The following is a 26,463-nucleotide window of genomic DNA, read 5'->3' as shown; positions in this document are numbered from 1 at the left end:
TGTAAAAACCAGACCCAATCCACGGGGTGGACAGGCCCAGCCAAAACAACCAATCAATAAAACAATTGGTATCAACAAACTTGGCACACTATTGAGTTCTCAAACAACAGACACATTCGAATAATTCTCGAAACAATTCATATTCAATGAATTCTTTTGTTTCGCTTTTCTTCGCTGCGATGTTTATAGCTTATTTCATTCTTATTCACTTTGCAAATCCGGGTTATTTTCCCGATATTCACTCTGCGGAACGAATCCGCCCATCAGAAAGTGAAGCTTTTCATCATTTTCGTGCTTTGCACACGATGAATTGCTTCTCTTGTGAAGGGGGTTTGTCGCCACTCAGCGGCGGCGACTCAGAAAACAATACACGCTCCCCCGCGGCCGTGCAAATCGGCTGCGGAGGAGCGTGAATTGGGGTTTGGGAAGGCTATGGAACCAGCACTTCGACAGTCGCCAGATTCTTCTTGCCGCGGCGCAGGAGCAGGTACTGGCCATGCAACAGCTCCGACTCGGAGATGACAGCTTCCGGGTCGGACACCTTCTCGTTGTTTACATAGGCGCCGCCTTCGCCAACAGTTCGCCGGGCTGCGGACTTGCTCTCCGACAGGCCAGATGCCACCAGCAGGTCGATGATCCCGAGGCCATCCACCTGGATACGGGCGGACGGAAGCTCGGATGTGGCTGCTTCCAGTGTTGGCCTGTCCAGGACGGTCAGGTCACCGTTGCCAAAGAGGGCAGCAGATGCGGCGATGACTTTCTCTGTGGCCTCCACACCATGGACCAGGGAAGTCACTTCGAACGCCAGCTTCCGCTGGCCTTCCCGCGCGAAGGGACGCTCGGCCACGGCGGCGGCAAGCGTTTCGATCTGCGCGCGGCTGAGGAAGGTAAAGACCTTGAGCCGGTCCACCACGTCAGAGTCGGCGGTGTTCAGCCAGAACTGGTAGAAGGCGTACGGGCTGCACATGCCGGCATCGAGCCAGATGGCGTTGCCTTCGCTCTTGCCGAACTTGGTGCCGTCCGAATTCGTGATCAGCGGTGTGCCCAGGGCATGCACACTCTTACCCTCAACCTTGCGGATGAGTTCGGTGCCGCTGGTGAGGTTGCCCCACTGGTCCGAGCCACCGGTCTGCAGCATGCAGCTGTAGTCGCGGAACAGTTGGAGGTAGTCCATGCCTTGCAGGATCTGGTAACTGAATTCGGTGTAGCTGATGCCTTCGTCGGAACTGAGGCGCGAAGCGACAGCATCCTTGCGAAGCATGGTGCCGACCCGGTAGTGCTTGCCGATCTCGCGCAGGAAGTCGATGGCGCTCAAAGGAGCAGTCCAGTCCAGGTTGTTAACCATTCGGGCCGCGCTGGGGCCATCGAAGCTGAGGAATCGGCGGACCTGGGCCTGCAGGTAGCCCACCCATTCGTTGACGGTGTCCTTGGTGTTCAGCGTGCGCTCGGCGGTGGGCCGTGGATCGCCGATCAGCCCCGTGGATCCGCCCACCAGGCCCAGCGGCTTATGCCCGGCGAGCTGCAGCCGGCGCATCACGAGGAGTTGGACCAGGTTTCCCAGGTGCAGGCTCGGCGCAGTGGGGTCGAATCCGCAGTAATAAGTGATCGGATCACCGGCAAGGAGCGTTTCCAGTTCCTCTTCATCGGTGGAGACGTGGACCAGGCCGCGCCACTTCAGCTCCTGCCAAACATTGGCGAAGGTGGGGTCGTTCTGCTGGGATTCGAGATCGTTGAGTTCTGACACGACTTCTAAGTTAGCAGGATCGGCGACGCCCGGCGCCGAAATGAGCAGCGCCGGGCGTCAACGGGTAAAGCGGACCGGGTCAGCCTTCGATGCCGGCCGGAATACCTTCGGCGGCGATCAGCCGGAGCCGCTGGGTGGGCCGGGTCATGGCAACGTACAGATCTCCCACGCGGCCGTGCTCGTGGTTGAGCATAACGGAGGGCTCCAGGACCACAACGCCGTCGAACTCCAGGCCCTTGGCCTCGCGCGGGCTGATGACCACGATGTCCTGTTCGTAGCTGCCTGCCCCGTTGCCGATGCGCCGGCCGTACACGGCGCGCAGCGCAGAGGTTGCTGCCGGCAGAAGGTCGCCGTCGGCAATCACGGCAAGCAGGCCGCCGTCGAGCGCTGCCAGTTCCTCAGGGAGCACGTCCACCAGACGGTTCACCACCTGTCCGGGGTCAACCTTGTCTATGACCGGAGCCCAGCGCCCCTCGCGGACGGCCTTCGGTGCGGAAACGACGAGTCCGGCGGCGTTGGCCATGCGGGCGGCCGCTTCGGCGATCTGGGAGGGGGTCCGGTAGTTGACGGTCAGCTCCTCCAGCTGCCAGCGGTCACCGAACATGGGCGCCAGCGCTCCTTGCCAGGAGTTTGCACCGGCAACAGAACTGGTCTGCGCGATATCGCCCACGATGGTGAAGGATTTCAGCGGGCAGCGGCGGACCAGCAGGCGCCATTGCATCGGCGACAGCTCCTGCGCCTCATCCACCACGATGTGGCCGAAGGCCCACGTGCGATCGCTGGTGGCGCGCTCTGCGGCCGTCTGGCGGTTCTCGCGCTCCTGGTTCTGGTCCGCGAGTTCCTCGGCGGTGATAAGGACGTCGACACCCATGTCCCCCATGTTCACCAGCGTCTGCTTGGCGTTGGCAAGGTCGCGGGCGCGGTCATGCTCCTGCTGTGCAAGCCCGCGGCCGGCAGCCGGGTCCAGGTCGCCAAGGAGCTCAGCGGCTTCGTCCAGCAGCGGGACATCGGCCTCGGTCCAGGGAGCATCAGCGGGGCGCAGCAGCAGCGACTGCTCCTTTAGGGACAACTGTGGCGTGCAGGCGGCCAGGACTGCGGGCTTGCTCAGAAGCTCCGTGATCAGCTTCTCCGGAGTCATCGGCATCCAGCACAGGTTCAGGATGGTCCGGACGTCGCGGGCCGTGCGTACATCTTCGGCCAGGTAGGAGCGGTCGGCATTGTTGCCGATGCTCCCGGCCTCCACGAGGTCGGTCATCTGCTCGGTCAGTTCGCGGAGCAGAATCTTGATGAACGTCAGGCGTGCTTCGTTGTGGGGCTTGCCGGTGGACCGGGCACGTTCGCGCGCACGGCTTACCTGCCGGCGCGTCAGCACCAGCTTGCGGCCGTCGACGTCCAGGACGCGGTCTTCGGCGGGGATCCGCTGCCGGTTCGCCACGGCATTGGCCACAACCTTCACCATGTCCAGCCGCCCCTTGAGGGCCGCAACGTCTGCCTCGGGTTCAGCAACAGCTTTGATCCCCGGCATTAGGCGACCCACGCTGGCCATAACCACGCCGGTCTCACCGAGCGAGGGAAGGACACGTTCGATGTATTTCATAAACGATGACGACGGGCCAACCAGCAGCACCCCGGCAGTCTTCAGCCGCTCCCGGTGCGTGTAAAGGAGGTATGCGGCCCGGTGCAGCGCCACAGCAGTCTTGCCGGTACCGGGACCACCCTGTACCACCAGGGCGCCGGAGATGGATGACCGGATGATGCGGTCCTGCTCGGACTGGATGGTACCGACGATGTCCGACATCCGGCCGGTGCGCTTGGAGTCCAGAGCCGCCAGCAGTGCGCCTTCGCCCTGCAGTGATGCATCGTCCGCGAGCATGTCCGCATCAAGGACGTCATCCTCGATGGCTTTGACTTCCCGGCCTTGCAGAATCAGGTGCCGCCGGCGGCGGACGCCCTGCCGGTCAAACGCCGTTGCCTGGTAAAAGTGGCCCGCTTCGGGCGCGCGCCAGTCCACCATGAGCCGCTGAAGGTCATCGGTGGTCAGGCCGATGCGGCCAATGTACTGGGCCTCACCGGAATCCAGGTCGAGGCGGCCGAAGACCAAACGGTCATCGACGGCGTCGAGCTGGGCAAGGCGGTCCTCGTACAGCGCGGCAAAGGCGTCGCGTTCGGAGACATTCTGCATGGTGCCCACGGCACCGGCCCGGCGGACCTGTGCCAACTGCAGGCGCTTTTCCGTGCGGAGCTCTTCCAGCCGCGCGTACAGGCCGGCAACATAGTTCCGTTCGTGGGCCAAATCGGCGTCGAGCATTAAACGTTCCCCTATCGCAAAAGACAGACCGTCCATTCTACAACCATTTCGGTTAACGCGCCCGCCGGTCCCCGGCCCCGGAAGTCACCCACTGTTCATCTTCCGGCCGCCCACATCCGTAGCTGCGCCGCCCCGTGGGTGATTCAATGCTGCAATGCGCCACGAAAGCGTCCTGACGGGGTACGGGCTTTCCCTCCTCCCGTTGGCTCCACACCATGCCGAAGGGATGTTTGACTTCGTGGACGCCGCGATGTGGGCAGGGATGGCGGCGCCTCTGCCGGCCACAGCGCACGAGCTCGCAGGACTGTTCGCGGCCAGGATTGAGGACCCGGCCAGCCTGGCCTTCGCCGTGACGGACCAGCGGACGGGGGCGCTCCTGGGCACCACCGCCCTGAATGCCTTCGATCCCGCCCAGCAGCGCGTGGAAGTGGGCGGCACCTTCTTTGGGCGGCAATTCTGGGGCACGCACACCAACCCCGCCAGCAAGTACGCCCTGTTGGCCTTTGCGTTCGACGTCCTTCAAGTGCAACGCGTCGCGTTCCGCTGCGATGCACGCAATGCGCGCAGTGCAGCAGCCATCGAACGGCTGGGGGCAACGTTCGAGGGTGTACTGCGCAGCCACCGTATGGCACCTGACGGCACACGCGCGGATTCCGCGGTGTTCTCGATCCTGGCGACGGAATGGCCCGCGGTGCAGCAGCAACTCCAGCGCCGGCTGGCGTCGTTCGCCCTGGCGGGAGACCACCCGGGCGGGACAGACTATGCCCGGCGTACCTTCGCCGCCTTGTAGCGGGACACAGTGGGATCGCCGGGCAGCCAGAAGCGCCACGGATACTCTGCGGAGCCGCCGGCGCCGGAGACGCCTACCCTTGGCCCGGAACTGAACGCGGGAACCGGTGCCGACGGCAGCCGCAGCTCGAAGGGGTCAGCCAGCGCATCCCGGCCGCTGTCGGCAGTGGTGAGGGCAAGCGTGGTGGCCAGCCGGGCCGGGCCGCTCGCCAGGTCGAGAGCCGATTTCGACGTCGGACGCCGCACCAGCGCAAGGTGTTGCCCCTCCACCACCTCGCCCGCCCGCAGCAGGACGGCTGACGCGGCGCCCGCAGGGCCGCAGACGATATTGGCGCAGTAGTGCATGCCATACGTGAAATAGACGTAGAGGTGGCCGGCGGGGCCGAACATGGGCGCGTTGCGTGCCGTGGGGCCGCGGAACGTGTGGGAGCCCGGATCCGGATGCGACGAGTCGCCTGGACCCATGTACGCCTCCACCTCGGTGATCCGCACGGCCACTGTTCCCTCGTGGCTGTGGTGTGTCAGGACGGATCCCAGCAGTTGCGGTGCGACCCTCCGCGCATCGCCCGACAGCAGTCCGCGGAGTTGTTCCGGAGCCGTGGGGCTGTTGCTGACGCTCATGGTCCGACTCTACCCAACGCCCACGGCCGTGTCCGATTTCCGCTAGCAGTCGCGGCGGCCGGCTGGCAGGATGGAGGACATGGACTTCTGGCAGCGCTACCGCGCGATTGACGCGCGGGACACCCGGTTCGACGGGCAGTTCTACACCGCTGTCCGGACCACCGGCATCTACTGCCGTCCGTCCTGCCCCGCCCGGACCCCTAAAGCGGTCAACGTCACCTTCTACGAGACCTCAGCGGCAGCCCACGACGCCGGCTACCGGGCGTGCAAGCGCTGCCTCCCCGAGGCGGTGCCCGGCACACCAGCGTGGAACATCCGGCAGGACCTCGCGGGCCGGGCGATGCGCCTGATCAACGACGGCGTGATCAACCGGGACGGGGTGGAAGGCCTGGCCGCCAAGCTGGGATATTCCTCCCGCCAGCTCAACCGGATCCTTAGCCACGAGCTTGGTGCCGGCCCGCTCTCCCTGGCCCGGGCCAGCCGCGCCCAGACCGCCCGCACGTTGCTGGTGTCCACGGCGATGAAGCTGGCGGACATCGCATTCGCGTCCGGCTTCAGCAGCGTCCGCCAGTTCAACGACACCATGGTGGAGGTATTCGCCATGACTCCCACTGCCCTGCGCGCGACCGCCAGGCACCACCACTCCCCCGCTGCCGCGACATCCCTGACGTTGAGCCTGCCGTACCGCGAACCGTTCGATCCCGGCATCTTTTCCTTCCTGGCTGTCAGGGCGATCCCAGGGATCGAGGCGGGGACACCGACGTCGTACGCCCGGACCTTGCAGCTTCCGCATGGTGGGGCCCGCTTCAGCGTGACGTACGACGGCGGCGCGCCGGGACGGCCGCTGACCCTCACCATCGGTGCGGTGGACCTCCGGGACCTGCCCGCCCTGCTGAGCAGGGTACGCCGGCTCTTCGATCTTGACGCCGATCCGGTGGCCATCGACAGCGCCCTGTCGCAGGAGCCCCGCCTGGCCGCCTCTGTTGCCAGTGCGCCAGGAATCAGGATGCCCGGGGCTGTGGACCCGCAGGAGCTGCTAATCCGGGCGATGATCGGGCAGCAAATCACGGTGGCCGCTGCGCGGACCGCACTGACGCAGCTGGCCGCCGCAGGAAGCCCCAGCCTGGTCCCCGGCGAGGGACTCGACCGGATGTTTCCCACGTCGACCGAAATAGCGGAGGCCGGTTACTCGCTGCTGCGCGGGCCGCAACGCCGGATTGACTCCATCCATTCAGCCGCGTCGGCCCTCGCTGGCGGCCACCTGGATTTTGGCTACGGGGACGATCTGCCGGGACTCGGCGCCAAGCTGCTTCCCCTTGCCGGTGTGGGCCCGTGGACGGTCGGCTACGTGGCAATGCGTGTGCTCGGCGCGCCGGACGTGTTCCTGGCCAACGACGCCGCGGTGCGCAACGGCATCCGGGCGCTCGCCCCAGCCCCCAGCCAAGATGGCCGCGGTGCTGACTCGCCCGGCATGGCGGCCAGCCCGGACTTCCGCGAGGTCAGCCCGTGGCGGTCGTATGCCACCATGCACCTCTGGCGCGCCGCCGCGGCGCCCAAATCCACCCAACGTGCACAAGCCGTTCCAGAGAAAGCGATGCTATGAAAGCCCAGCTGTTAGTGATGTCCACCCCGGACGGCCCGTTCACCATCCTGGCGCAGGACGGTGTGGTCCTGGCCTCTGGCTGGACGGCCGAGTCCGGCGAGCTGACCGGCCAGATCCACCCCGAGCTGCGTCCGGGCGACGTTGAGGCGGTGACGGATCTGGGCAGCATCTCCCGGGCAGTGGAAGCGTTCTATGCCGGAGACCCCGCACCGGCCATGGCCGTTCCGGTCCGGCAGAAATCGGGGCCATTCCGGTCGCACGCCTGGGATGTGCTGAGGACCGTCAGCCCCGGCGCGCCGGTGACGTACACCGAGTACGCCGAACTTTCCGGAAATCCGAAAGCGGTCCGCGCCGCCGCCAGCGCCTGTGCCTTCAACGCGGCAGCCTTGTTTGTGCCGTGCCACCGCGTCATCCGCACCGATGGCTCCCTGGGCGGTTTCCGCTGGGGCCTGGCCATCAAGGAGAGCCTGCTGGCGCGGGAGGCAACGGAAAGCCTGCTCGCCCGCGAAACCGGCTAGGGGCTACCGCGCTGCGGGTGTCCCGGATGGTGTGGCTCCGGCTGCGGGTGTCCCGGATGGCCACGGCAGCAGTTCCGGGAGGTCCACGCCGTCAGCGGCGGCTGTGGCACGCAGGCTGCCGAGCGACGGTTCACGGCCGGCCAGCCAGGCGGCGATGTCGGTGATCATGCCGCTGATGACGGTGGAGCGGCCGCCGCCAAGGGTCACGGGCGGCAGCCCAAGCGGCTGCAGCACCAGTTTCTCCCCCGCCGGAACGCGGGCCGCCAGGAAGTCGAAGAGGTGCTCACAGAATTTCCGGCTCCACGTCTCGGGGCCGAGTCCAGTGTCCAGATCAGCCGTGTGGATCACCAGTTCCCGCCAGAGCGCGAGACCGCCGTCGAAGACCACTCCGCCCCGGTAGGCAATGGGCGCCTGCCAGCCGGAGTCGGCTTCCAGCGAGTCAAAGGCCTGCAGCGCCCGATCCAGGCCTGCCTGTACATCGGCCGTGTGGTCATCCGCGGTGTGGCCTGCCGCCATCTCGATGGCCTTCGTGCGGCCGTCCTGGCCTCCGTCATACAGCTCAACGGTGGCACCGCGGGCAGCAAACTCCAGCTGCCGGGCCATGGCATTGGAGATGCCGGCAAGGTGCGCCAGGACGTGCCCACGGGTCCAGCCCGGGAGTCCCGAGGGTGCCTTAACATCCTCATCGGTGAATTTCGCGGCGGTGGAGGCCACGGTGTGGGCGGCCTTATGCAGTTCGGCGAGCAGGTCAGCAGGTGCGGGAGCTGTCATGGCGCCCATCCTAGCTGAGCCAAGATGCCGTCCGGTCCGTAGCGGTGCCGGATGTGCCGGCGGTCGTGGCGGGCCTGCCAGAACTCCAGTTCCGTCGGCCTGACCGCGTAGAGCTGCCAGTCCGGATTGTCGCTGCCATCGGCTGCCGGGCGCCCGTGCCAGTCTCCCGCCGACGCTTCGGCGGACAGCTCAACCACCGGGCCGGCGACCCGGACCTGCCGGCCCTGCTGCGGCCAGTAGAAGTTCAGGGCCGCGCTCGGGTTGGCGGACAGCTCCCTGCCTTTCCGGGACGTGCGGGACGTAGCGAAGTGCCAACCGTCGTCGTCGATGTTCTTCAGGATCAACATCCTCGCAGAGGGCTGGCCGTTTCCGTCCGCCGTGGCCAGGCTGCAGGCATGCGGCTGCAGCACGCCGGCAGCAAGGGCTTCGTCCAGCCACAGCTTGAACAGGGCCACCGGATCTGCCGGAGCTTTGGCCGGGTCGAAGTCCGGCAGGTCGGCAGGAAAATCGGGCAGGGCCCGGAGTTGGTTCCGGAAGGCATCGCTCATGGCGCAAGCGTAGCCCGGAGTCCTCAGCGGCAAACGCACAACGCTCTCTCACTTAAAGCATCAAAAACGGCAACGCTCTATCACTTTCCTCAAGAAAGTGAGAGAGCGCTGGCCAAAATGACGCATTTAGTGAGAGAGCGTTGGGTTTAGGCGGCGTACCCGCGCACCCCGGCAAGCTCGCCTTCGAGGGCAAGCAGCTGGCGTTCGACGGCGGCGGGCGCGGTACCGCCCTGGGAGTTCCGGCTGTTGAGCGACCCCTCCGTGGAGAGCACTGTGCGGACCTCCGGAGTCAGGTGCTCGGAGATGGCAAAGTACTCCTCATCCGTCAGGTCCCACAGCTCCACGCCGCGGCCTTCGGCCTGCTTCACGGCCGCTCCGGAGAGCTCATGTGCCTCGCGGAACGGAACGCCCTGACGGACCAGCCATTCGGCGATGTCCGTGGCCAGCGCGAAGCCCTGCGGTGCCAGCGACTCCATCCGTTCCGTGTTGAACTTCAGTGTCGCGATCATGCCGGACACTGCCGGGAGCAGGACCTCCAGCGTGTCGGCGGCGTCGAAGACCGGTTCCTTGTCCTCCTGCAGGTCGCGGTTGTACGCGAGCGGCAGGCCCTTGAGCGTGGCCAGCAGCCCGGTCAGGTTGCCGATCAGGCGCCCTGCCTTGCCGCGGGCCAGCTCGGCGACGTCCGGGTTTTTCTTCTGCGGCATGATCGAGGAACCGGTGGAGTAGGAATCGTGCAGGGTCACAAAGGAGAACTCCTTGGTGGCCCACAGGATGACTTCCTCCGAGACGCGGGACAGGTCCACGCCGATCATCGCCGTAACCCACGCAAATTCGGCGAAGACATCGCGGGAGGCGGTGCCGTCAATCGAGTTGTGCGTGGCGGAGAAGAAGCCCAGGTCCGCCGCGACGGCCTCCGGGTCGAGGCCCAGCGACGAGCCCGCGAGGGCACCGGAGCCGTACGGCGAAACCCCTGCGCGCTTGTCCCAGTCCTGGAGCCGCTGCACATCGCGCAGCAGCGCCCAGGCATGGGCCAGCAGGTGGTGGCTGAGCAGGATGGGCTGGGCATGCTGCAGGTGCGTGCGGCCGGGCATGGCCACACCCTGGTGTGCCTTGGCCTGGTCCACCAGCGCCTCGATGGTTGCCAGCACGCCGCGCGCGATGATCCGGGCGTGGTCACGCAGGAACATGCGGCCCAGCGTGGCCACCTGGTCGTTGCGGGACCGGCCGGCGCGGAGCTTGCCGCCCAGCTGGGTGCCGGCGCGCTCGATCAGGCCGCGTTCCAGTGACCCGTGCACGTCCTCATCGGATTCCGCCGGCAGGTACGCGCCTGAGGCGACATCGTCATCCAGCCGGCTCAGGGCATCCAGCATCCCGTCGAGCTCGGCGTCGTCCAGCAGCCCGGCCTTGTGCAGCACGCGAGCGTGCGCTTTCGAGCCGGCGATGTCGTAGCGGGCCAGCCGCCAGTCAAAGTGCGTGGATTTGCTCAGCGCCGCGAGGGCGTCCGCGGGGCCGCCGGCGAATCGGCCGCCCCACAGTGCGCCGGTGTTCGTCGAGCCGGTGGTTGAGCCTGTCGAAACCGGAGTCTGCTCAGCCAACGGTTTACTTTCCTGCGACGCGGATATCGCGGCCGGAGGCAACCTTGGCGGACATGCCCCACAGTTCGATGAAGCCGCGCGCCATGGACTGGTCGAACGTGTCGCCGGTGTCGTAGGTGGCGAGGTCGAAGTCGTAGAGCGAGGTCTCGGAGCGGCGTCCGTTGACGATCGCCTGTCCGCCGTGAAGCACCATGCGGATGTCACCGGTGACGTACTGCTGCGTGTCTTCGATGAAGGCGTCCAGGGAGCGCTTGAGCGGCGAGAACCACTGGCCGTCGTAGACCAGTTCGGCCCAGCGCTGGCCAACAGAGGCCTTGAAGCGGGCCTGTTCGCGTTCGACGGTGATGTCCTCGAGGTGCTTGTGCGCGGTGATCAGCGCCATGGCACCCGGGGCCTCGTAGATTTCGCGGGACTTGATGCCCACGAGGCGGTCTTCGACGACGTCAATGCGGCCCACGCCCTGCGCGCCGGCACGGCGGTTCAGTTCCTTGATGGCCTGCAGCGGCGTGACCTTGACGCCGTCGATCGCTACCGGCACGCCGGCTTGGAAGGAAATGGTGACCTCATCCGGGGCCGGCGGGAATTCCGGCGTGGCGGTGTAGTCGTAGATGTCCTTGGTGGGCGCGTTCCAGATGTCCTCGAGGTAACCGGTTTCGACGGCGCGGCCCCAGACGTTCTGGTCGATCGAGTACGGGTTCTTCTTGGTGGTCTCGATCGGCAGTCCCTTTTCCTCGGCGAAGGCGATGGCCTTGTCGCGGGTGAGGGCGAGGTCGCGGACGGGTGCGATGCACTTCAGGTCCGGGCCGAGGGTCTGGATGCCTACTTCGAAGCGGACCTGGTCGTTGCCCTTGCCGGTGCAGCCGTGGGCCACGGTGGTGGCGCCGAATTCGCGGGCGGCCTTGACCAGGTGCTTAACGATGACCGGCCGGGAGATGGCGGAGACCAGCGGGTAGTGGCCCTGGTAGAGGGCGTTGGCCTTCAGCGTGGGCATGCAGTATTCGTTGGCGAACTCGTCGGATGCGTCGGCCACGTAGGCTTCGACGGCGCCGCAGCCCAGTGCACGCTGGCGGATGGTCTCCAGCGACTCGCCGCCCTGTCCGACGTCGACCGCCACGGCGATGACCTCGGCACCGGTGGCTTCACCGATCCAGCCGATGGCTACGGAAGTATCGAGGCCACCGGAGTAGGCCAGAACAATGCGCTCAGTCACGAGAATGCTCCTAATTGGGGTTGTAGATATTGTCGGGGGAAATTCTTCAGGGAAAAACGTTCTGGGGAAAGCCTGTCACACCGGCAGGGAGTTCTGGCGGCGTGCGCTTACTGGCTTCCGCCAGCTTCCTCGGCGAGCTGCAGGAACCGGACCGCGAGGTCCTGCCCACCCTGCGGATCCCGGGAGACCAGCAGCACGGTGTCGTCACCGGCAATGGTCCCCAGGATGGAAGGCATCACCGAGTGGTCGATGGCCAGTGCCAGGAAGTTAGCCGCGCCGGGCGGTGTCCGGAGCACGGCGATGTTGGCCGAGGCCTCCGCCGTGACCAGCAGCTCGCTGCACAGCCTGGCAAGCCGGGCATCCAGGATCTCCTGGCTGACGCCGGTCTTGGCCGCACGTTCGCCGCCTTCGCCGGGGACGGCGTAGACCAGCACGCCTTCCTTGCCCCGGACCCGGACCGCGCCGAGTTCTACGAGGTCCCGGGACAGCGTGGCCTGGGTGACCTGGACGCCGTCGTCCGCCAGCAAAGCGGCGAGCTCTGCCTGGGAGCGCACCGATTCACCTGTCAGGATCGCGGTGATGCGCGCCTGTCGGGCTGTTTTGGTGGCCGGGCTGGAGCTCGGCGATGCCGGCGGGACGGACACTAGTTGCCAACCTCCGGCGCCAGCCCGTCTACGGGCTGCAGTCCTTCCACGACGGCGAGTCCGGAGCGGTGCATCAGCCAGGCCATCAGGGCCTTCTGCGCGTGCAGACGGTTCTCAGCTTCGTCCCACACGATGGATTGCGGGCCGTCGATGACGCCGGCAGAGATCTCGTAGCCGCGGTAGGCGGGGAGGCAGTGAAGCACGACGGCGTCCTCCGCCGCATGTGCCATGGCCGCCTCATCGACGGAGTACTCCCGGAACAGCTGCAGCCGGGCTTCCTTTTCGGCTTCCTGGCCCATGGAGACCCAGGTGTCCGTGGCCACAACATCTGCGCCCTTGAGGGCCAGGGCGGCGTCGGTGGTGATCAGCACGGAACCGCCGGTCTGGGCAGCGCGTTCCTCGGCCGCGGCAACGATCTCAGCTGCTGGGAGGTAGCCGTCCGGCCCGGCGATGCGGACGTGCATCCCGGCAGTGACGCCGGCCAGCAGGTAAGAGTTGGCCATGTTGTTGGCGGCGTCGCCGAGGTAGCTCATGGTGAGGCCCGCCAGTTCGCCCTTGTGTTCCTTGACCGCGAGCAGGTCCGCGAGGAGCTGGCAGGGGTGGTAGTCATCGCACAAGGCGTTGATGACGGGCACCTTGGAGTTCTCCGCCATGGCCACCAGGCCCGAGTGCGCGCCGGTGCGCCACACAATAGTGGAGACCATGCGCTCCAGGACCTTGGCGGTGTCCTCGACAGATTCCTTGTGGCCGATCTGGGCTTCGCCGGGGTTGATGATCAGGGCGTTGCCGCCCATGTCCGCGATGCCCGTGGCGAAGGAAACCCGGGTACGGGTGGAGGTCTTGTCGAAGATGACGGCCACGGTCTTGCGGCCGTTGCCCTCCGCGGCAAAGGGCTGCACGCTGTAGGGCGCTGCCTTCATGCGGACGGCCAGCTCCAGGACCTCGGCCTGCTCAGCCGGGCTGAGGTCCGTGTCCTTCAGGAAGTGGCGGGTGGTGCTGGCTGTGCCGGCGGAAGAAACTACAGGGGTCACTGCGCGTCCTTAGCTGTCTGGAGGAGTGCCGGGAGGGCGGCGAGGAAGGTGCCGGCTTGGTCCTTGGTGAGGACCAGCGGCGGGGCAAGCCGGATAGTGTGCGGCCCGGGGCTATTGACGATGAAGCCGGCGTCGAGGCCTGCGGTCACCACGGCGGGGGCCACGTCGGCGTCCAGGTCGAAGCCGATGAGCAGGCCTTCGCCGCGGACTTCGGTGACGCCGTCGACGGCCGCAAGCCCGGTGCGGAGGTAGTCCCCCACAGCTGCAACGTTATCCAGGACCCGCTGGCTTTCGATCGCGTGCAACGTGGCCAGCGCGGCCGCCGTTGCCACCGGGTTGCCGCCGAAAGTGGTGCCGTGCTGGCCGGCGCTCAGGAGCGACGACGTCTGCTCACCGAACGTAAGCAGTGCGCCGATGGGGAAGCCGCCGCCGAGGCCCTTTGCCAGGGTGATGGCGTCCGGGACAATCCCGGCGTCCTCGCTGGCGAGCCACTTACCTGTGCGGCCGATGCCGGTCTGGACCTCGTCCAGGATCAGCAGGGCGCCGGCCTTTGTGGTGGCTTCGCGCGCTGCCTTCAAGTAGCCAGGAGGCAGTGGCCGGACCCCGGCTTCGCCCTGGATGGGCTCCAGGAAGACGGCGGCCACGGTTTCGTCGATGGCTGCTTCCAGGGCCGCGACGTCGCCGAACGGGATGTGGACCACGCCGCCGGGCAACGGCTCGAACGGAGCGCGGTAGGCTACCTTGGCGGTCAGGGCCAGGGCACCCATGGTGCGTCCGTGGAAGGCCCCTTCCAGGGCAATGATCTTGGTCCGCTTGCCCGTGGTGCCGTCCGGGCTGGCTCCGTTGCGCCGTGCCAGCTTAAAGGCTGCTTCGTTGGCTTCGGTGCCGGAGTTCGTGAAGAACACCTTGGAGCCTGCCGGGGCGTGCGTCAGTGCCAGCAGCTTTTCGGCCAGTGCGATCTGGGTGGGGCTGGTGAAGAAGTTGGAGACATGGCCAAGGGTGGCCAGCTGGCTCGAAATCACGGACGTGACAAACGGGTGGGCGTGGCCCAGGGCATTGACGGCAATGCCGCCGAGCAGGTCCAGGTATTCCTTGCCGTCGGCGTCCCAGACCAGGCAGCCGGCACCGCGGACCAGGACCCGCTGCGGGGTTCCGAAGACGCCCATCAGGGATGTGGAGTAGCGCGTGAGCCACTCAGCCCCGCTGCTGTGGCCTGTACCGTCAACCAGGTCTCCCACCGGAGTCTTCTCGATGGTGCTGGCCGCGTGGCTTCCTGTTTTTACCGCGTTCATGGGGTGGCTCCCTGTTCTTGGCTGTCTGCGTCTGCGTCGGGGACCACCTGCGTGCCGATGCCGGCGGTCGTGAATGTTTCCAGGAGCATCGAGTGCGGCAGGCGGCCGTCCACGATGTGCGCGCGTTCCACTCCGCCGTCGATGGCCTTGAGGCAGGCCTCCATCTTGGGGATCATGCCTGATTCCAACGACGGCAGGAGCTGGCGCAGCTCCGAGGCCGTGAGGGAGGAGATCAGCGAGGACCGGTCCGGCCAGTTGGCGTACAGTCCTTCGACGTCGGTGAGGATCACCAGTTTGGAGGCCCCCAAGGCTTCGGCCAGGGCCGCGGCAGCAGTATCCGCGTTGACGTTCAGGACCTGGCCGGTGGTCTGTACCTCGCCGGCTGCAGTCTCAACGCCGTCGGACTCGATTTCCGGCGCCACGGTGGAAATGACCGGGATGCGGCCCGCGGCCAGGATATCCAGGATGCCCTCCGGGTTTACGCCCACCACCTCGCCCACCAGGCCCAGGTCCACTTCCTCGCCGTCAATAACTGTGCCGGTCCGGACGGCGCGGAGCAGGCCGCCGTCTTCGCCGGACATTCCCACGGCGTAGGGGCCGTGGGAATTGATCAGGCCCACCAGTTCGCGGCCCACCTGGCCGGTAAGGACCATCCGGACCACGTCCATGGCTTCGGGGGTGGTGACTCGGAGGCCGCCTTTGAACTCGGACTCGATGCCGAGCCGCGCCAGCATGGAGTTGATCTGCGGACCGCCGCCGTGGACCACTACGGGGTGGATGCCCACATGGTGCAGGAACACCACGTCTTCGGCGAAGGCACGCCGCAGGTCGTCGTTCACCATGGCGTTGCCGCCGTATTTGATCACCATGGTGGTGCCGGCGAACCGCTGGATCCAGGGCAGCGCCTCGATCAGGGTGCCGGCCTTGCTTTGGGCATCACTCATGGACGTCGTTTCACGGGTCTGGGTGTTCATGCGTGCAGTATCTCCAGGGTTGCTGGTGGGATCTGGCGTGAGGATCAGCTGGAGTAGGCGCTGTTCTCGTGGACGTAGTCGTGGGTGAGGTCGTTGGTCCAGATGGTGGCTTCGGCGCCACCGGACCGCAGGTCAATTTCCACCAGAACTTCGCGGGGCTCCAGGTCCACGAGGTTGCGGTCGTCACCGATGCTTCCGTTGCGGCAGATCTGGATGCCGTTGATGGCCACATTGAGCTGGTCCGGTTCGAACTCGGCGTCCGTGGTGCCCACGGCGGACAGCACGCGGCCCCAGTTGGGGTCCTTGCCGAAGATGGCCGCCTTGAACAGGTTGGACCGGGCCACGGAGCGGCTGACCGTTTCGGCGTCCCGCTCGCTGGCCGCGTTGAACGTGCGGATGGCGATGTCGTGGCTGGCGCCTTCGGCGTCCCCGATCAGCTTGCGCGCCAGTTCGGCGCACACCTGGGTGAGCCCGGCACCAAAGGTCTCCGCGGACGGGACGGCTCCCGACGCGCCGGACGCCAGCAGCACCACGGTGTCATTGGTGGACATGCAGCCGTCCGAGTCAGCCCGGTCGAAGGTGACACGCGTGGCATCGCGGAGGACGACGTCGAGCATTTCCGCTTCGACGTCGGCGTCAGTGGTGAGGACCACCAGCATGGTGGCCAGGCCGGGTGCCAGCATGCCTGCGCCCTTGGCGATGCCGCCGATGGTGAACTCCTGGCCGTCGGAGTCCGTGCCGATGAACAGCGCGGACTTGGGCACGGAGTCCGTGGTCATGATGGCGGAGGCCGCATCCGGCCCGCCGTCCGTGCTGAGCGCTGCCGAGGCAGCTTCGACACCCGGGAGGATCTTATCCATGGGCAGCTGCTCGCCGATCAGGCCGGTGGAACAGACAAACACGTCCGTCGCCGAGATGCCCAGGACAGCGGCCACTTTTTCGGCCGTGCTGTGGGTGTTCTGGAACCCCTGGGGACCGGTACAGGCGTTGGCACCGCCGGAGTTGAGGACCACTGCGTCCACGCGGCCGTCCGAGACCACCTGGCGGGACCAGTGGACGGGAGCCGCGGCCACCCGGTTGCTGGTGAAGACGGCGGCCGCGGCCTTGGACGGGCCATCGTTGACCACCAGGGCGAAGTCCGGCTTGCCGGAGGTCTTCAGGCCGGCGGTGACGCCTGCGGCGCGGAATCCCAGGGGGGCGGTAACGGTCACGGTGCAACTCCCTGCAGGTTCAGGCCGGCGGTTTCCGGCAGGCCAAGCGCAATATTCATGGACTGCACGGCGCCGCCGGCGGTCCCCTTGGTGAGGTTATCAATGACGCACGTGACAATTACGCGGCCGGTGTGTTCATCCAATGCCAGCTGCATGGCAGCGTGGTTGGAGCCTTGGACCGACTTGGTGGCGGGCCACTGCCCTTCGGGCAGGAGGTGGACAAACGGTTCGTCGTCGTAGGCATCTGCCCATGCCTGGCGGAGGTCCGCCGCAGTGGTGCCGGGTATGACCTTCGCGGTGGCGGTGGTGAGGATGCCGCGGCTCATCGGCGCGAGCGTCGGAGTGAAGGACACGGTGACACTCTCACCGGCAGCATTGGAGAGGCCCTGCTCAATCTCGGGGGTGTGGCGGTGGCCGCCGCCCACACCGTAGGGGCTCATGGAGCCCATCACCTCTGAACCGATCAGGTTCACCTTCGCGGCCTTGCCCGCACCCGAGGTGCCGGAGGCGGCAACGATCACGACGTCGTCGGGCTGGAGCAGTTTGGCGGCGAACCCGGGCGTCAGGGCCAGCAGGGCCGACGTCGGATAGCAGCCCGGGACGGCGATCCGGGTGGCGCCTTTGAGGGCTTCGCGCTGGCCGGGGAGTTCCGGCAGGCCGTAGGGCCACGTTCCGGCGTGGGCCGAGCCGTAGAACTTTTCCCACGCGGCAGGATCTTCGAGGCGGTGGTCCGCGCCGGCGTCGATCACTACGGTGCCCTCCGGAAGCTGTGCCGCGATCTCGGCGGAAGCGCCATGCGGGAGCGCCAGGAACACCACATCATGCCCGGAAAGATTCTCCACCGTGGTGTCTTCCAGGATGCGGCTGGCCAGTCCGTGCAGATGCGGCTGCAGTTCGCCGAGGCGGGAGCCTGCATTGCTGTGCGCAGTGATGGCACCGATGGTCACGTCCGGATGCCCAGCCAGGAGGCGCAAAACTTCTCCCCCTGCATAGCCGCTGGCTCCGGAGACGGCAACAGAAATAGTCATGCCCTGAATCTTACAGCAAAAGTATTCAGTGTGCCCGATATTTATGCATCGGAGTGTTTCATCGATTCCCGGGTCCGCTTTACAAGCAGGCGTAAGCTGGGGTGAGGGTGATCCTGAGCGTGCAGTCCGAATGTCGGCTGCAGCGTTGCCCGAAACAGTTACGAGGCCCCGCTCCATGACCACCACCCTCCCCACGTCAGAGCGCCCCAAATCGCGTGTCCGGCAGCCCAACGCCGTTGTCCTGAGCTATTCGGAGCTGTTGAAGAGCGTCAAGGCTGAAGGCCTGCTGGAACGCCGCGTCGGTTTCTACATCACGCTCTTTGCCAGCCTGGTGCTCCTGATGGCCGCCACATGGTTCGGCTTTGCCCTGATCGGCGACAGCTGGTTCCAGCTCCTTATTGCCGCAGCCGTCGGGGTTCTTTGCACGCAACTGAGTTTCCTGGCCCACGAGGCCGGGCACCGCCAGATCTTCGCGTCGCGCCGGGCCAACGACTGGACCGCCCGGATCCTGGCCACCTCAGTGGCAGGCATGAGCTACTCCTGGTGGGAGCAGAAGCACGGCGCCCACCACAACCACCCCAACGTCATTTCCAAGGATCCGGACATTGCCCCGGGTCCCATCGCTTTCCACACCGAAGCTGTTGCCGACCGGCAGGGCCGGTTTTCGTTCCTGACCCGCAAACAGGGCTGGTTCTTCTTCCCCCTGCTGTTCCTCGTTGGCCTAGGCCTGCAGATCGACTCGGTGAAGTTCGTCTTCCGCCGGGCCAAAGTGACGCACCGCTGGGTGGAGATCCCCATCCTGCTGGTCCGCCTCGGCGCCCTTCCGGTCCTCGCCTTTACGTTCCTGCCGCTGGGAATGGCCTTCGCCTTCATCGGCGTGCAGCTTGCCGTCTTCGGCTTCTACATGGGAGCCTCCTTCGCACCGAACCACAAGGGCATGCCGGTCCTGCCCGCGGACAGCCGCGTGGACTTCTTCAGCCGCCAGGTCCTGACGTCACGAAACATCTCCGGCGGCCGGTTTATGGACATCCTGCTCGGTGGCCTGAACCGCCAGGCTGAGCACCACCTCTTCCCGGACATGGCACGCCCCCAGCTGGACAAGGCTGCCAAGATCGTCCGCGAGTACTGCAAAAAGCACCAGGTGCCCTACACGGAGACCACGCTGCTGCAGTCCTACGGCATCATCGTCCGCTACCTCAACGACGTGGGCCTTGCCGCAGGGCGCCACTTCGAGTGCCCCATGGCAACGGTCACCCGGCGGTTCTAGCGCACCCTGCTAAACCGAGGCGCGTCACGCCCCCCATGGCTCTTTCCCTCGTACGACCCGAAGCGACGGCCGGATACCGGCCGTCGCTTCGTCGTCGGTGGCGGTATCCCTAGGATGGTCAGAGATACCGGCTGCGGGAAATCCCCGCCCGGAGAGGAGACCCTTTATGCATGCCATCGTTGTCCGCCAGCCCGGAGGCCCGGAAGTCCTCGAGCTCGCAGAGGTGGACCGACCGACGCCGGGCCCCGGCCAGTTGCTCATCAAGGTAGCGGCAACGGGTGTCAATTTCATTGAGACGTACCAGCGCGGCGGCATGTACAAGGTTGCGCATCCCTTCATACCGGGCGCCGAAGCAGCGGGCATTGTCAAGGAAATTGGCGAGGGTGTTGAGGGCTTCTCCGTAGGGAGCCGCGTAGCAACGGCCGAGGGCCAGCAATGCTACGCGGGCTACACCGTGCTGGACGCGGCGAAAGCCCTCCCCGTACCGGATGGCGTGGACCTTCTGACGGCGGCGGCGTTGCCCCTCCAGGGCATGACCGCCCATTACCTGATCAATTCCTCCTTCAAGGTGGAGCCCGGCCAGACCGTCCTGGTGCACGCCGGTGCCGGCGGCGTGGGCCTGTTGATTACCCAGCTCCTGAAGGCCCGCGGAGCCCGGGTTATCACCACGGTGTCAACCGACGAGAAGGAAGCGCTGGCCAAGGGAGCCGGCGCGGACGTTGTACTCCGCTATGACGGATTCGCCGAAGCAGTCCGCGACCTCACCGACGGCGCCGGCGTCCAGGTGGTGTACGACGGCGTCGGGAAAGACACGTTCGACGGCTCGCTTGCCAGCCTGCGCACCCGCGGCTTCCTTGTCCTGTTCGGGGCAGCCTCCGGCGCGGTGCCGCCGGTGGATCCGCAGCGGCTCAACGCGGGCGGCTCGCTTTCCCTCACGCGGCCGACGCTGGCGCATTTCCTCGCCAACCCGCAGGAACGGCGGTGGCGCTCCAGCGAGGTCTTCGGGGCGGTGGCCGACGGAAGCCTGAAGGTCCGGATCGGTGCCACGTACCCCCTGGCCGAGGCGCGACGTGCCCACGAGGACCTCGAGGGCCGGCGCACCACGGGCAAAGTCCTTTTGGTTCCCTGAGACCCTCAAGGAGTCCGGATGAACAGAATATGAAGCTTCAACCAATCTTGGACACCTTCCGTTCACCTTGCCGGGGCAGAATCCGACCGTGAGTGAGCATCAGTCGAACGTCGTAGCATCCCCGCCGGATGCCGTATACCGTCCCCAGCTGGCCGGTTTGCCACTGGCCCCGCCTGAGCGGACGCTTATGGCCATCCTGGCGGAATCGGCCACCCGCTTCCCGGAGGCATCGGCGCTCGACGACGGCCGGCGGTCCCTGAGCTACGCCGACCTGATGGCCGCGGTCCGGGCAAAAGGGCGGGAGCTCCAGGCCGCCGGACTGGGCGCCGGCGACAGGATCGGCGTGCGGATTCCGTCCGGGACCAACGGGCTCTACATCTCGATTCTTGCCATCCTGCACATCGGCGCCGCCTACGTGCCGGTGGACGCCGACGACCCCGAGGAGCGTGCACGGCTCGTCTTCGGCGAGGCAGGCGTGGCCGCAGTCCTCACCGGTGGGGACGCGGTCGTTGTGCCGGCCTCCCTGCCCGCCGAGGAACACCGGCCCGCGGAGGACGGCCATGCCGCCGAGCGCCGCTCTGCCGAGCCCGGCGACGATGCGTGGGTGATCTTTACCTCCGGGTCCACCGGAACGCCCAAGGGCGTCGCCGTCCAGCACCGCTCCGCCGCTGCCTTTGTTGACGCCGAAGCCCGGATCTTCCTGCAAGCGGAGCCCCTGGGTCCGCAGGATCGGGTGCTGGCGGGGCTCTCCGTCGCCTTTGATGCCTCGTGCGAGGAAATGTGGCTTGCCTGGCGTCATGGCGCCTGCCTGGTGCCCGCGCCGCGTGCCCTGGTCAGGACGGGAACGGACCTCGGCCCCTGGCTCATCAGCCACGGCATCACCGCAGTGTCCACTGTTCCTACCCTTGCGGCCCTCTGGCCGGCCGAGTCCCTGGAGAGCGTCCGGCTCCTGATTTTCGGCGGCGAAGCCTGCCCGCCCGAGCTCGCAGAGCGGCTTGCCGTGCCGGGCCGGGAAGTATGGAACACCTACGGCCCCACGGAGGCCACGGTGGTGGCCTGCGCGGCCCCTTTGGGTGGTCCCGGTCCTGTCCGGATCGGGCTGCCGCTGGACGGCTGGGACCTGGCCGTGGTGGACGCTGAAGGACTGCCGGTCGGCGAAGGGGACATCGGCGAGCTGATCATCGGCGGGGTGGGACTTGCCCGTTACCTGGATCCGGACAAGGACCGGGAGAAGTACGCGCCCATGCCGTCCTTCGGCTGGCAGCGCGCCTACCGTTCCGGTGACCTGGTCCGCTATGAAGCCGCCGGACTGATCTTTATGGGCCGCGCCGACGAACAGGTCAAGCTCGGTGGACGCCGGATCGAACTGGGCGAAATCGACTCCGCCCTGCAGGCCCTCCCCCACGTTGCCGGAGCTGCGGCGGCCGTCCGGACCACCGCGGCGGGCAACCAGATCCTGGTGGGATACCTGGCCGCCGCGGATGCGGACCTGGACCTGGTGGCAGCCCGCGAACTCATGGCGGCGAGCCTTCCCGCTCCCCTCATTCCGCTCCTGACCGTCGTCGACTCCCTCCCGACGAAAACCAGCGGCAAGGTGGACCGTCACGCCCTGCCCTGGCCGTTGACCGGGACCGGCGCGGCGGAGGCCGACGCAGCGCCGTTGAACCTGCCGGAAGATGCCGCCTGGGTGGCCGAACAATGGACGGCCGTCCTTGGCAGCCCCGTATCAAGCCTCGACGCCGACTTCTTCGCCTACGGCGGCGGCTCGCTTTCCGCTGCCCAGCTCGTCTCAGCCCTCAGGGGCCGGTACCCGACCATCACGGTCGCTGACATTTATGCCACTCCCAGGATCGGGGCCCTGATTGACGCGGCCCGCCAGACGCTTCCCGACGGCGTGGCCGCCGGACCGGCGCCGTCCAGGACTGTGCGCCCCACCGCGTTCAAGTCCCAGATCTTCCAGACGCTGATGGGCATTCCCTTGCACATCCTGGTGGGGATGCGCTGGCTGACCTACCTCATGGCGGCGAACAACGTACTGGCCTCCCTGGCAGGGTTCAGCGCCGCCCCCACCGTTTCCTGGTGGTGGGTGGCCGCGTCCTGGCTGGTCTTCGTCTCTCCGGCTGGCCGGATGCTGATTTCCGTGGCCTCGGCCCGGATCCTGCTCCGGAGCGTGGAGCCGGGGACGTACCCGCGCTCCGGACGCGTGCACCTGCGCCTGTGGCTGGCAGAGCAGATCCAGGACCTCGCCGGTGCTATCAGCCTCGCCAGCGCACCGTGGGTGCCGTATTACGCCCGCGCGCTGGGCGCCAGGATCGGCAACAACGTCCAGCTGCACTCGCTGCCTCCCGTCACAGGGCTGCTGTCCCTCGGCAGCGGCTCCAACATTGAGCCTGAAGTGGACCTTTCCGGTTGGTGGATCGACGGGGACATCGTCCACATCGGAGCCATCCACATCGGGGCAGGAGCCAGCATCGGGGCACGCAGCACGCTGATGCCCGGCGCGTCCATCGGCGCCGGAGCCCAGGTGGAGCCGGGCTCGGCCGTCCTCGGCAAGGTGAAGGCCGGCCACCACGTGGCAGGGTCCCCGGCCGAGCGCCGGGGCAAGGCCAAACACTCGCTGCCGGACACCCCCACAGAACATCGGCTGATTGGCCGGCTCTGGTTCGCCGGATTCGCCGTGGCTTCGGCCGTGCTGGCCCTGATCCCCTACGCTTCTGCGGCCGCCGCCGCACTGGTGGTCTTTGGCTTCATCCGGGGCAGTGAGTCGCTCTCCGCCGCCGTCCCGCAGATCCTACTCGCACTCGCACCCGCGGCCCTTGTATGGTTCGTCGTCAACCTGCTGCTCATTTTGGTCACCACCCGGTTGCTCGGCATTGGCCTGGCCGAGGGCTACTACCGCGTCCGGAGCCGGATCGGCTGGCAGGTCTGGGCCACGGAACGAGTACTGGACCTGGCCCGCGACCTGCTCTTCCCGATCTACGCCAGCCTTTTCACCCCCGTCTGGCTGCGCCTCCTCGGCGCTAAGATCGGCAAGAACGTCGAAGCCTCCACTGTCCTCCTCATCCCCAAGATGACCACTGTGGGCGAGGGCGCCTTCCTGGCCGACGACACCATGGTGGCCTCCTACGAGCTCGACGGCGGGTGGCTGCGGATCGCGCCCGCGAAGATCGGCAAGCGCTCCTTCCTCGGCAACTCCGGCATGACCGCCGCCGGCCGGAACGTCCCCAAGAACTCGCTCGTGGCCGTCCTGTCCGCCACACCGGCCAAGGCCAAGTCAGGGACCTCGTGGCTGGGCAGCCCGCCCGTTCGGCTCCGGCGCACCGCCATCGCCTCGGATGACACGCGCACCTTCCAGCCGCCGCTGCGGCTCAGGATTGCGCGCGGCCTCTGGGAACTGGGACGCTTCGTCCCCGTGGTGGCAACGGTGGCGATCGCCGCAGGCGTGATGCTTGCCTTCGACCGGCTGGCCGCCCTGTATAACTACGGAATTGCCGCGGCCCTGGGCGGCGTCGTGATGCTGCTGGCGGGCGCGGTGGCCGCAGGCAGCGCCGTCGTCGCCAAATGGGTCCTCGTGGGCCGGATCCGCGCCGGCGAGCACCCGCTCTGGAGTTCCTTTATCTGGCGCAACGAAGTGGTGGACACGTTTATCGAAATGGTCAGCGCCCCCTGGTTCGCCCGCGCAGCAACCGGCACTCCGGCCCTGGTCTGGTGGCTCCGGTCGCTCGGCGCACGGATCGGCCGCGGAACGTGGTGCGAAAGCTACTGGCTCCCCGAGGCTGACCTTGTGTCGCTCGGACGGAACTCCACCGTCAACAGGGGCTGCGTGGTCCAGACGCACCTGTTCCACGACCGGGTCATGAGCCTGGACACTGTTACCCTCGAAGACGGAGCAACCATGGGGCCCCACGGTGTCATCCTGCCGCAGGCGAGCATCGGCAGCGGCGGCACGGTAGGACCGGCCTCGCTGGTGATGCGGGGCGAATCGGTTCCAGCCGCGACCTATTGGATGGGCAACCCGGTGAGCCCCTGGAGCGGTCCGGCAGCGTCCGCTCCCAAACCACGGTAGCCCCGCACCAGCTGTCCTGCCGCCCTACGCTGATCGGAAAGACCGTCTTATGAGTTCCCCCGCACCGAGCCCCGCGGCCGCGAATAGCGGCCCTGCCCGCACGTCGGAGCAGGATGCTTCGGCCCCTGATCCCTACATGCCGGGCCATGGCACGAACGCGTACAGGGTCAGCCGCTACGAACTGGACCTTGACTACAAGCTCAGCAGCAACCGGCTGAGCGGGCGCGCCCTCCTGCACGCCGTCACCCGGTACGCGACGGCGGCCCTGGTGCTGGACCTGATCGGGCTCCGGGCCACGAAGATCCAGCTCAGCGGGCGCCGGGTCAAAAAGTTCAGCCAGCGCGCGGGACAGCTGGTCATTGTGCCCGAGGCCGCATTGCCGGCGGGCGAGGAATTTACCCTGGACATCCGGTACGAAGGCAACCCTGGTCCCCGGCGCGGGTTCTGGGGCGAGGTGGGCTGGGAGGAACTCACCGACGGCGTCCTTGTGGCTGGCCAGCCGAACGGCGCCGCCTCCTGGTTCCCCTGCAATGACCATCCCGGCGACAAAGCCAGCTACAAGATCAGCGTGACCACCGACGCCAATTACCGGGCTGTGTGTAACGGCATGCTGATCTCCCACACCAGTAGGGCCAGCCGCGAGACCTGGGTCTACGAGCAGGCCGAACCCATGGCCACCTATCTTGCCACGGTCCAGATCGGCCGGTATGAGTTCCTCGCGCTGACTCCCTTCCCCGTGGACGGGCAGGTACCGCAGTTCGCCGCCGTCCCGGCGCTGTTGGTCGACGCGGCCCGCGAGGGTCTGGCGAGGCAGCCGGAGATGATGCGCACCTTTGCCAACTGCTTCGGGCCCTACCCGTTCCCGGAATATTCCGTGGTGGTGACCGAAGACGAGCTGGAAATACCGCTTGAGGCGCAGACGCTTTCCATCCTGGGCCGGAACCACCTGACGCAGGAGTGGGAGTCCCAGCGGCTCATCGCCCACGAGCTCGCACACCAGTGGTTCGGGAACTCCCTCACTGCCGCGTCCTGGGCGGACATCTGGCTCCACGAGGGCTTTGCCTGCTACGCGGAGTGGATCTGGTCCGAGGAAGCGGGCGTCCTGCCCGTCGCGAACCGGGCCGCCGCAGCCTGGCGGAAGCTGGCGGCCGGCAGCCAGGACATCATCGTGGGCGACCCCGGGCCGGAGCTGATGTTTGATGACCGCGTCTACAAGCGCGGAGCCTTGGCCCTGCATGCCCTGCGGATCCGCTGCGGCGACCTGGCATTTTTTGCACTGTTGCATGAGTGGACGGAGGCCCACCGCCACGGTTCGGTGTCCACGGCGGCCTTTATCCTCACCGCGGACCGGGCCACCGGCCTGGACACTGAGGCCCTGCTGCACCCGTGGCTGCTCGAGGCAGCCCTTCCGCCGCTGCCAGTGCGCTAGCAGCCGGCGCGCGAAACCGCGACGGCGGCGCGGAAGTTGAGCGGGAGGCCCGCCTCTCCGGCGGCCAGGTCCCTGATCTCCGGGCGGGACAATACATCAAGCGTGTCCGGGGCGGTGGCGAGGCCGTCGCCCGTCATCTTGAGCCAGGCTTCCTTGCGCGCCCAGAGCCGTGCCCGCTCCTGCAGCAGCTGAGGCCCGGCCAGCCCGGCGAGGGCCGCACGCTCGGCGGTGGTGAGCGCAACGCCGTCGAACCCGTCAAAGGCCATGCCGGAGGGGTCCGTAAGGTCCACGCCCATGGTGACGCCGGCCGCCGGACCCAACACGGCGCCCAACAGTATCCAGCCCGAACTCCGGGACAGGCTCAGCGCAAGCGGCACCGGCTTTCCCCTGAGCGTATAGCCCGGCCTGCCGTGTGACAGCCCGGGGCCGGCGCCACACCGGGGGCAGCTGAAGTGTGTGGTGAGGTCCGACGCCGGGACGTCCAGCAGTTCTGCCGCGAACGTTCGCAGGGCACGCCGGCCCGCCATAAAAACTGCCCGGGGGCCGGGCGCCAGGGCCGCGGCCCGGGCCAGTTCGGCAGGCCCCAGCACTACCGGCTGGCCGCCCGCCGTCGGATCCTGCCCTCCCGGTAATCCGGGAGGGCAGGACCGCAGGACGGGCACCGGCGACACGGGCCCGGTCATCT

General features: G+C 67.0%; 22 protein-coding genes. 8 read left to right on the top strand and 14 right to left on the bottom strand.

The window, feature by feature from the left end; genetic code table 11:
* The first annotated feature begins 146 nt into the window (after positions 1 to 146).
* Complete coding sequence (locus ACZY0Q_RS13500; RefSeq protein ID WP_463917547.1) at positions 147 to 413, top strand: hypothetical protein; 267 nt, start codon at positions 147 to 149, stop codon at positions 411 to 413.
* 17 nt (positions 414 to 430) lie between these two features.
* On the opposite strand, the gene tyrS is transcribed toward ACZY0Q_RS13500, so the two are convergent.
* On the bottom strand, positions 431 to 1,744 hold the full coding sequence (gene tyrS / locus ACZY0Q_RS13495) for a tyrosine--tRNA ligase (protein ID WP_463917546.1): 1,314 nt from the start codon (positions 1,742 to 1,744) through the stop codon (positions 431 to 433).
* A 79-nt stretch (positions 1,745 to 1,823) separates the two neighbouring features.
* Positions 1,824 to 4,052 carry a HelD family protein gene (locus ACZY0Q_RS13490; RefSeq protein WP_463917544.1) on the bottom strand — a complete coding sequence of 743 codons (2,229 nt, stop codon included), beginning with the start codon at positions 4,050 to 4,052 and terminating at the stop codon, positions 1,824 to 1,826.
* Between the two features lie 154 nt (positions 4,053 to 4,206).
* Here ACZY0Q_RS13490 and ACZY0Q_RS13485 point away from each other — a divergent pair, with 154 nt between their 5' ends.
* Positions 4,207 to 4,842 carry a GNAT family N-acetyltransferase gene (locus ACZY0Q_RS13485; RefSeq protein ID WP_463917542.1) on the top strand — a complete coding sequence of 212 codons (636 nt, stop codon included), beginning with the start codon at positions 4,207 to 4,209 and terminating at the stop codon, positions 4,840 to 4,842.
* On the opposite strand, the gene ACZY0Q_RS13480 is transcribed toward ACZY0Q_RS13485, so the two are convergent.
* A complete protein-coding gene (locus tag ACZY0Q_RS13480) occupies positions 4,812 to 5,462 on the bottom strand; it encodes a DNA-3-methyladenine glycosylase (protein WP_463917541.1) in 651 nt (216 codons plus the stop codon). The genes ACZY0Q_RS13485 and ACZY0Q_RS13480 overlap by 31 nt on opposite strands.
* Positions 5,463 to 5,541: 79 nt before the next feature.
* Between ACZY0Q_RS13480 and ACZY0Q_RS13475 the strand changes: the two genes are divergently transcribed.
* Positions 5,542 to 7,065, top strand: coding sequence for a DNA-3-methyladenine glycosylase 2 family protein (locus ACZY0Q_RS13475; RefSeq protein ID WP_463917540.1), 1,524 nt, complete (start codon positions 5,542 to 5,544; stop codon positions 7,063 to 7,065).
* Positions 7,062 to 7,583, top strand: a complete 522-nt coding sequence (locus tag ACZY0Q_RS13470) for a methylated-DNA--[protein]-cysteine S-methyltransferase (protein WP_463917539.1) — start codon at positions 7,062 to 7,064, stop codon at positions 7,581 to 7,583. The genes ACZY0Q_RS13475 and ACZY0Q_RS13470 overlap by 4 nt, the downstream gene beginning before the upstream one ends.
* Before the next feature lie 3 nt (positions 7,584 to 7,586).
* Here the strand turns inward: ACZY0Q_RS13470 and ACZY0Q_RS13465 are convergent, their stop codons facing one another.
* From ACZY0Q_RS13465 to argC, 10 genes are all read right to left on the bottom strand, one after another.
* Complete coding sequence (locus ACZY0Q_RS13465; RefSeq protein ID WP_463917537.1) at positions 7,587 to 8,354, bottom strand: maleylpyruvate isomerase family mycothiol-dependent enzyme; 768 nt, start codon at positions 8,352 to 8,354, stop codon at positions 7,587 to 7,589.
* Entirely contained in the window at positions 8,351 to 8,902 is a 552-nt protein-coding gene (locus ACZY0Q_RS13460) for a pyridoxine/pyridoxamine 5'-phosphate oxidase (RefSeq protein WP_463917535.1), read from the bottom strand. The genes ACZY0Q_RS13465 and ACZY0Q_RS13460 overlap by 4 nt, the downstream gene beginning before the upstream one ends.
* 146 nt (positions 8,903 to 9,048) lie before the next feature.
* Positions 9,049 to 10,497 (bottom strand): argininosuccinate lyase, encoded by a 1,449-nt coding sequence (gene argH / locus ACZY0Q_RS13455; RefSeq protein ID WP_463917534.1) that lies wholly within the window; start codon positions 10,495 to 10,497, stop codon positions 9,049 to 9,051.
* Between the two features lie 4 nt (positions 10,498 to 10,501).
* Positions 10,502 to 11,707: an argininosuccinate synthase gene (locus ACZY0Q_RS13450; protein WP_463917532.1), complete on the bottom strand. Its 1,206-nt coding sequence runs from the start codon at positions 11,705 to 11,707 to the stop codon at positions 10,502 to 10,504.
* A gap of 107 nt (positions 11,708 to 11,814) precedes the next feature.
* Positions 11,815 to 12,351, bottom strand: coding sequence for an arginine repressor (locus tag ACZY0Q_RS13445; protein ID WP_463917531.1), 537 nt, complete (start codon positions 12,349 to 12,351; stop codon positions 11,815 to 11,817).
* Positions 12,351 to 13,382 (bottom strand): ornithine carbamoyltransferase, encoded by a 1,032-nt coding sequence (gene argF, locus ACZY0Q_RS13440; RefSeq protein ID WP_463917530.1) that lies wholly within the window; start codon positions 13,380 to 13,382, stop codon positions 12,351 to 12,353. The genes ACZY0Q_RS13445 and argF overlap by 1 nt, the downstream gene beginning before the upstream one ends.
* On the bottom strand, positions 13,379 to 14,674 hold the full coding sequence (locus ACZY0Q_RS13435) for an acetylornithine transaminase (protein WP_463917528.1): 1,296 nt from the start codon (positions 14,672 to 14,674) through the stop codon (positions 13,379 to 13,381). Before ACZY0Q_RS13435 ends, argF begins: the two co-directional genes overlap by 4 nt.
* A complete protein-coding gene (argB, locus tag ACZY0Q_RS13430; protein ID WP_463917526.1) occupies positions 14,671 to 15,648 on the bottom strand; it encodes an acetylglutamate kinase in 978 nt (325 codons plus the stop codon). Before argB ends, ACZY0Q_RS13435 begins: the two co-directional genes overlap by 4 nt.
* Before the next feature lie 44 nt (positions 15,649 to 15,692).
* The gene (gene argJ / locus ACZY0Q_RS13425; protein ID WP_463917524.1) at positions 15,693 to 16,859 is read right to left on the bottom strand and encodes a bifunctional glutamate N-acetyltransferase/amino-acid acetyltransferase ArgJ; all 1,167 of its coding nucleotides are present in this window, start codon (positions 16,857 to 16,859) and stop codon (positions 15,693 to 15,695) included.
* A complete protein-coding gene (gene argC, locus ACZY0Q_RS13420) occupies positions 16,856 to 17,887 on the bottom strand; it encodes an N-acetyl-gamma-glutamyl-phosphate reductase (protein WP_463917522.1) in 1,032 nt (343 codons plus the stop codon). The genes argJ and argC overlap by 4 nt, the downstream gene beginning before the upstream one ends.
* A gap of 175 nt (positions 17,888 to 18,062) precedes the next feature.
* Between argC and ACZY0Q_RS13415 the strand changes: the two genes are divergently transcribed.
* From ACZY0Q_RS13415 to ACZY0Q_RS13400, 4 genes are all read left to right on the top strand, one after another.
* Positions 18,063 to 19,154: a fatty acid desaturase family protein gene (locus ACZY0Q_RS13415; protein ID WP_463917521.1), complete on the top strand. Its 1,092-nt coding sequence runs from the start codon at positions 18,063 to 18,065 to the stop codon at positions 19,152 to 19,154.
* 166 nt (positions 19,155 to 19,320) lie between these two features.
* A complete protein-coding gene (locus ACZY0Q_RS13410) occupies positions 19,321 to 20,283 on the top strand; it encodes a quinone oxidoreductase family protein (protein ID WP_463917520.1) in 963 nt (320 codons plus the stop codon).
* A 187-nt stretch (positions 20,284 to 20,470) separates the two neighbouring features.
* Positions 20,471 to 24,349, top strand: coding sequence for a Pls/PosA family non-ribosomal peptide synthetase (locus ACZY0Q_RS13405; RefSeq protein WP_463917584.1), 3,879 nt, complete (start codon positions 20,471 to 20,473; stop codon positions 24,347 to 24,349).
* Positions 24,350 to 24,398: 49 nt separating this feature from the next.
* A complete protein-coding gene (locus ACZY0Q_RS13400) occupies positions 24,399 to 25,778 on the top strand; it encodes a M1 family metallopeptidase (protein WP_463917519.1) in 1,380 nt (459 codons plus the stop codon).
* Here the strand turns inward: ACZY0Q_RS13400 and ACZY0Q_RS13395 are convergent.
* A complete protein-coding gene (locus ACZY0Q_RS13395) occupies positions 25,775 to 26,461 on the bottom strand; it encodes a 4'-phosphopantetheinyl transferase family protein (protein WP_463917517.1) in 687 nt (228 codons plus the stop codon). The two genes, ACZY0Q_RS13400 and ACZY0Q_RS13395, sit on opposite strands and share 4 nt — an antisense overlap.
* Between the last annotated feature and the right edge of the window lie 2 nt (positions 26,462 to 26,463).

Source organism: Pseudarthrobacter lactosi (genome assembly GCF_055412785.1).
This window is presented reverse-complemented; position numbering and strand designations above follow the sequence as displayed.

Coding starts and splice junctions, on each gene's coding strand:
- ACZY0Q_RS13435 (WP_463917528.1), bottom strand. CDS start 14,674: ATGAACGCGGTAAAAACAGGAAGCCACGCGGCCAGCACCATCGAGAAG.
- ACZY0Q_RS13395 (WP_463917517.1), bottom strand. CDS start 26,461: ATGACCGGGCCCGTGTCGCCGGTGCCCGTCCTGCGGTCCTGCCCTCCC.
- ACZY0Q_RS13415 (WP_463917521.1), top strand. CDS start 18,063: ATGACCACCACCCTCCCCACGTCAGAGCGCCCCAAATCGCGTGTCCGG.
- ACZY0Q_RS13475 (WP_463917540.1), top strand. CDS start 5,542: ATGGACTTCTGGCAGCGCTACCGCGCGATTGACGCGCGGGACACCCGG.
- ACZY0Q_RS13460 (WP_463917535.1), bottom strand. CDS start 8,902: ATGAGCGATGCCTTCCGGAACCAACTCCGGGCCCTGCCCGATTTTCCT.
- ACZY0Q_RS13470 (WP_463917539.1), top strand. CDS start 7,062: ATGAAAGCCCAGCTGTTAGTGATGTCCACCCCGGACGGCCCGTTCACC.
- ACZY0Q_RS13410 (WP_463917520.1), top strand. CDS start 19,321: ATGCATGCCATCGTTGTCCGCCAGCCCGGAGGCCCGGAAGTCCTCGAG.
- argC (WP_463917522.1), bottom strand. CDS start 17,887: ATGACTATTTCTGTTGCCGTCTCCGGAGCCAGCGGCTATGCAGGGGGA.
- ACZY0Q_RS13490 (WP_463917544.1), bottom strand. CDS start 4,052: ATGCTCGACGCCGATTTGGCCCACGAACGGAACTATGTTGCCGGCCTG.
- ACZY0Q_RS13400 (WP_463917519.1), top strand. CDS start 24,399: ATGAGTTCCCCCGCACCGAGCCCCGCGGCCGCGAATAGCGGCCCTGCC.
- ACZY0Q_RS13480 (WP_463917541.1), bottom strand. CDS start 5,462: ATGAGCGTCAGCAACAGCCCCACGGCTCCGGAACAACTCCGCGGACTG.
- ACZY0Q_RS13465 (WP_463917537.1), bottom strand. CDS start 8,354: ATGACAGCTCCCGCACCTGCTGACCTGCTCGCCGAACTGCATAAGGCC.
- ACZY0Q_RS13485 (WP_463917542.1), top strand. CDS start 4,207: ATGCGCCACGAAAGCGTCCTGACGGGGTACGGGCTTTCCCTCCTCCCG.
- argB (WP_463917526.1), bottom strand. CDS start 15,648: ATGAACACCCAGACCCGTGAAACGACGTCCATGAGTGATGCCCAAAGC.
- ACZY0Q_RS13500 (WP_463917547.1), top strand. CDS start 147: ATGAATTCTTTTGTTTCGCTTTTCTTCGCTGCGATGTTTATAGCTTAT.
- ACZY0Q_RS13405 (WP_463917584.1), top strand. CDS start 20,471: ATGGCCATCCTGGCGGAATCGGCCACCCGCTTCCCGGAGGCATCGGCG.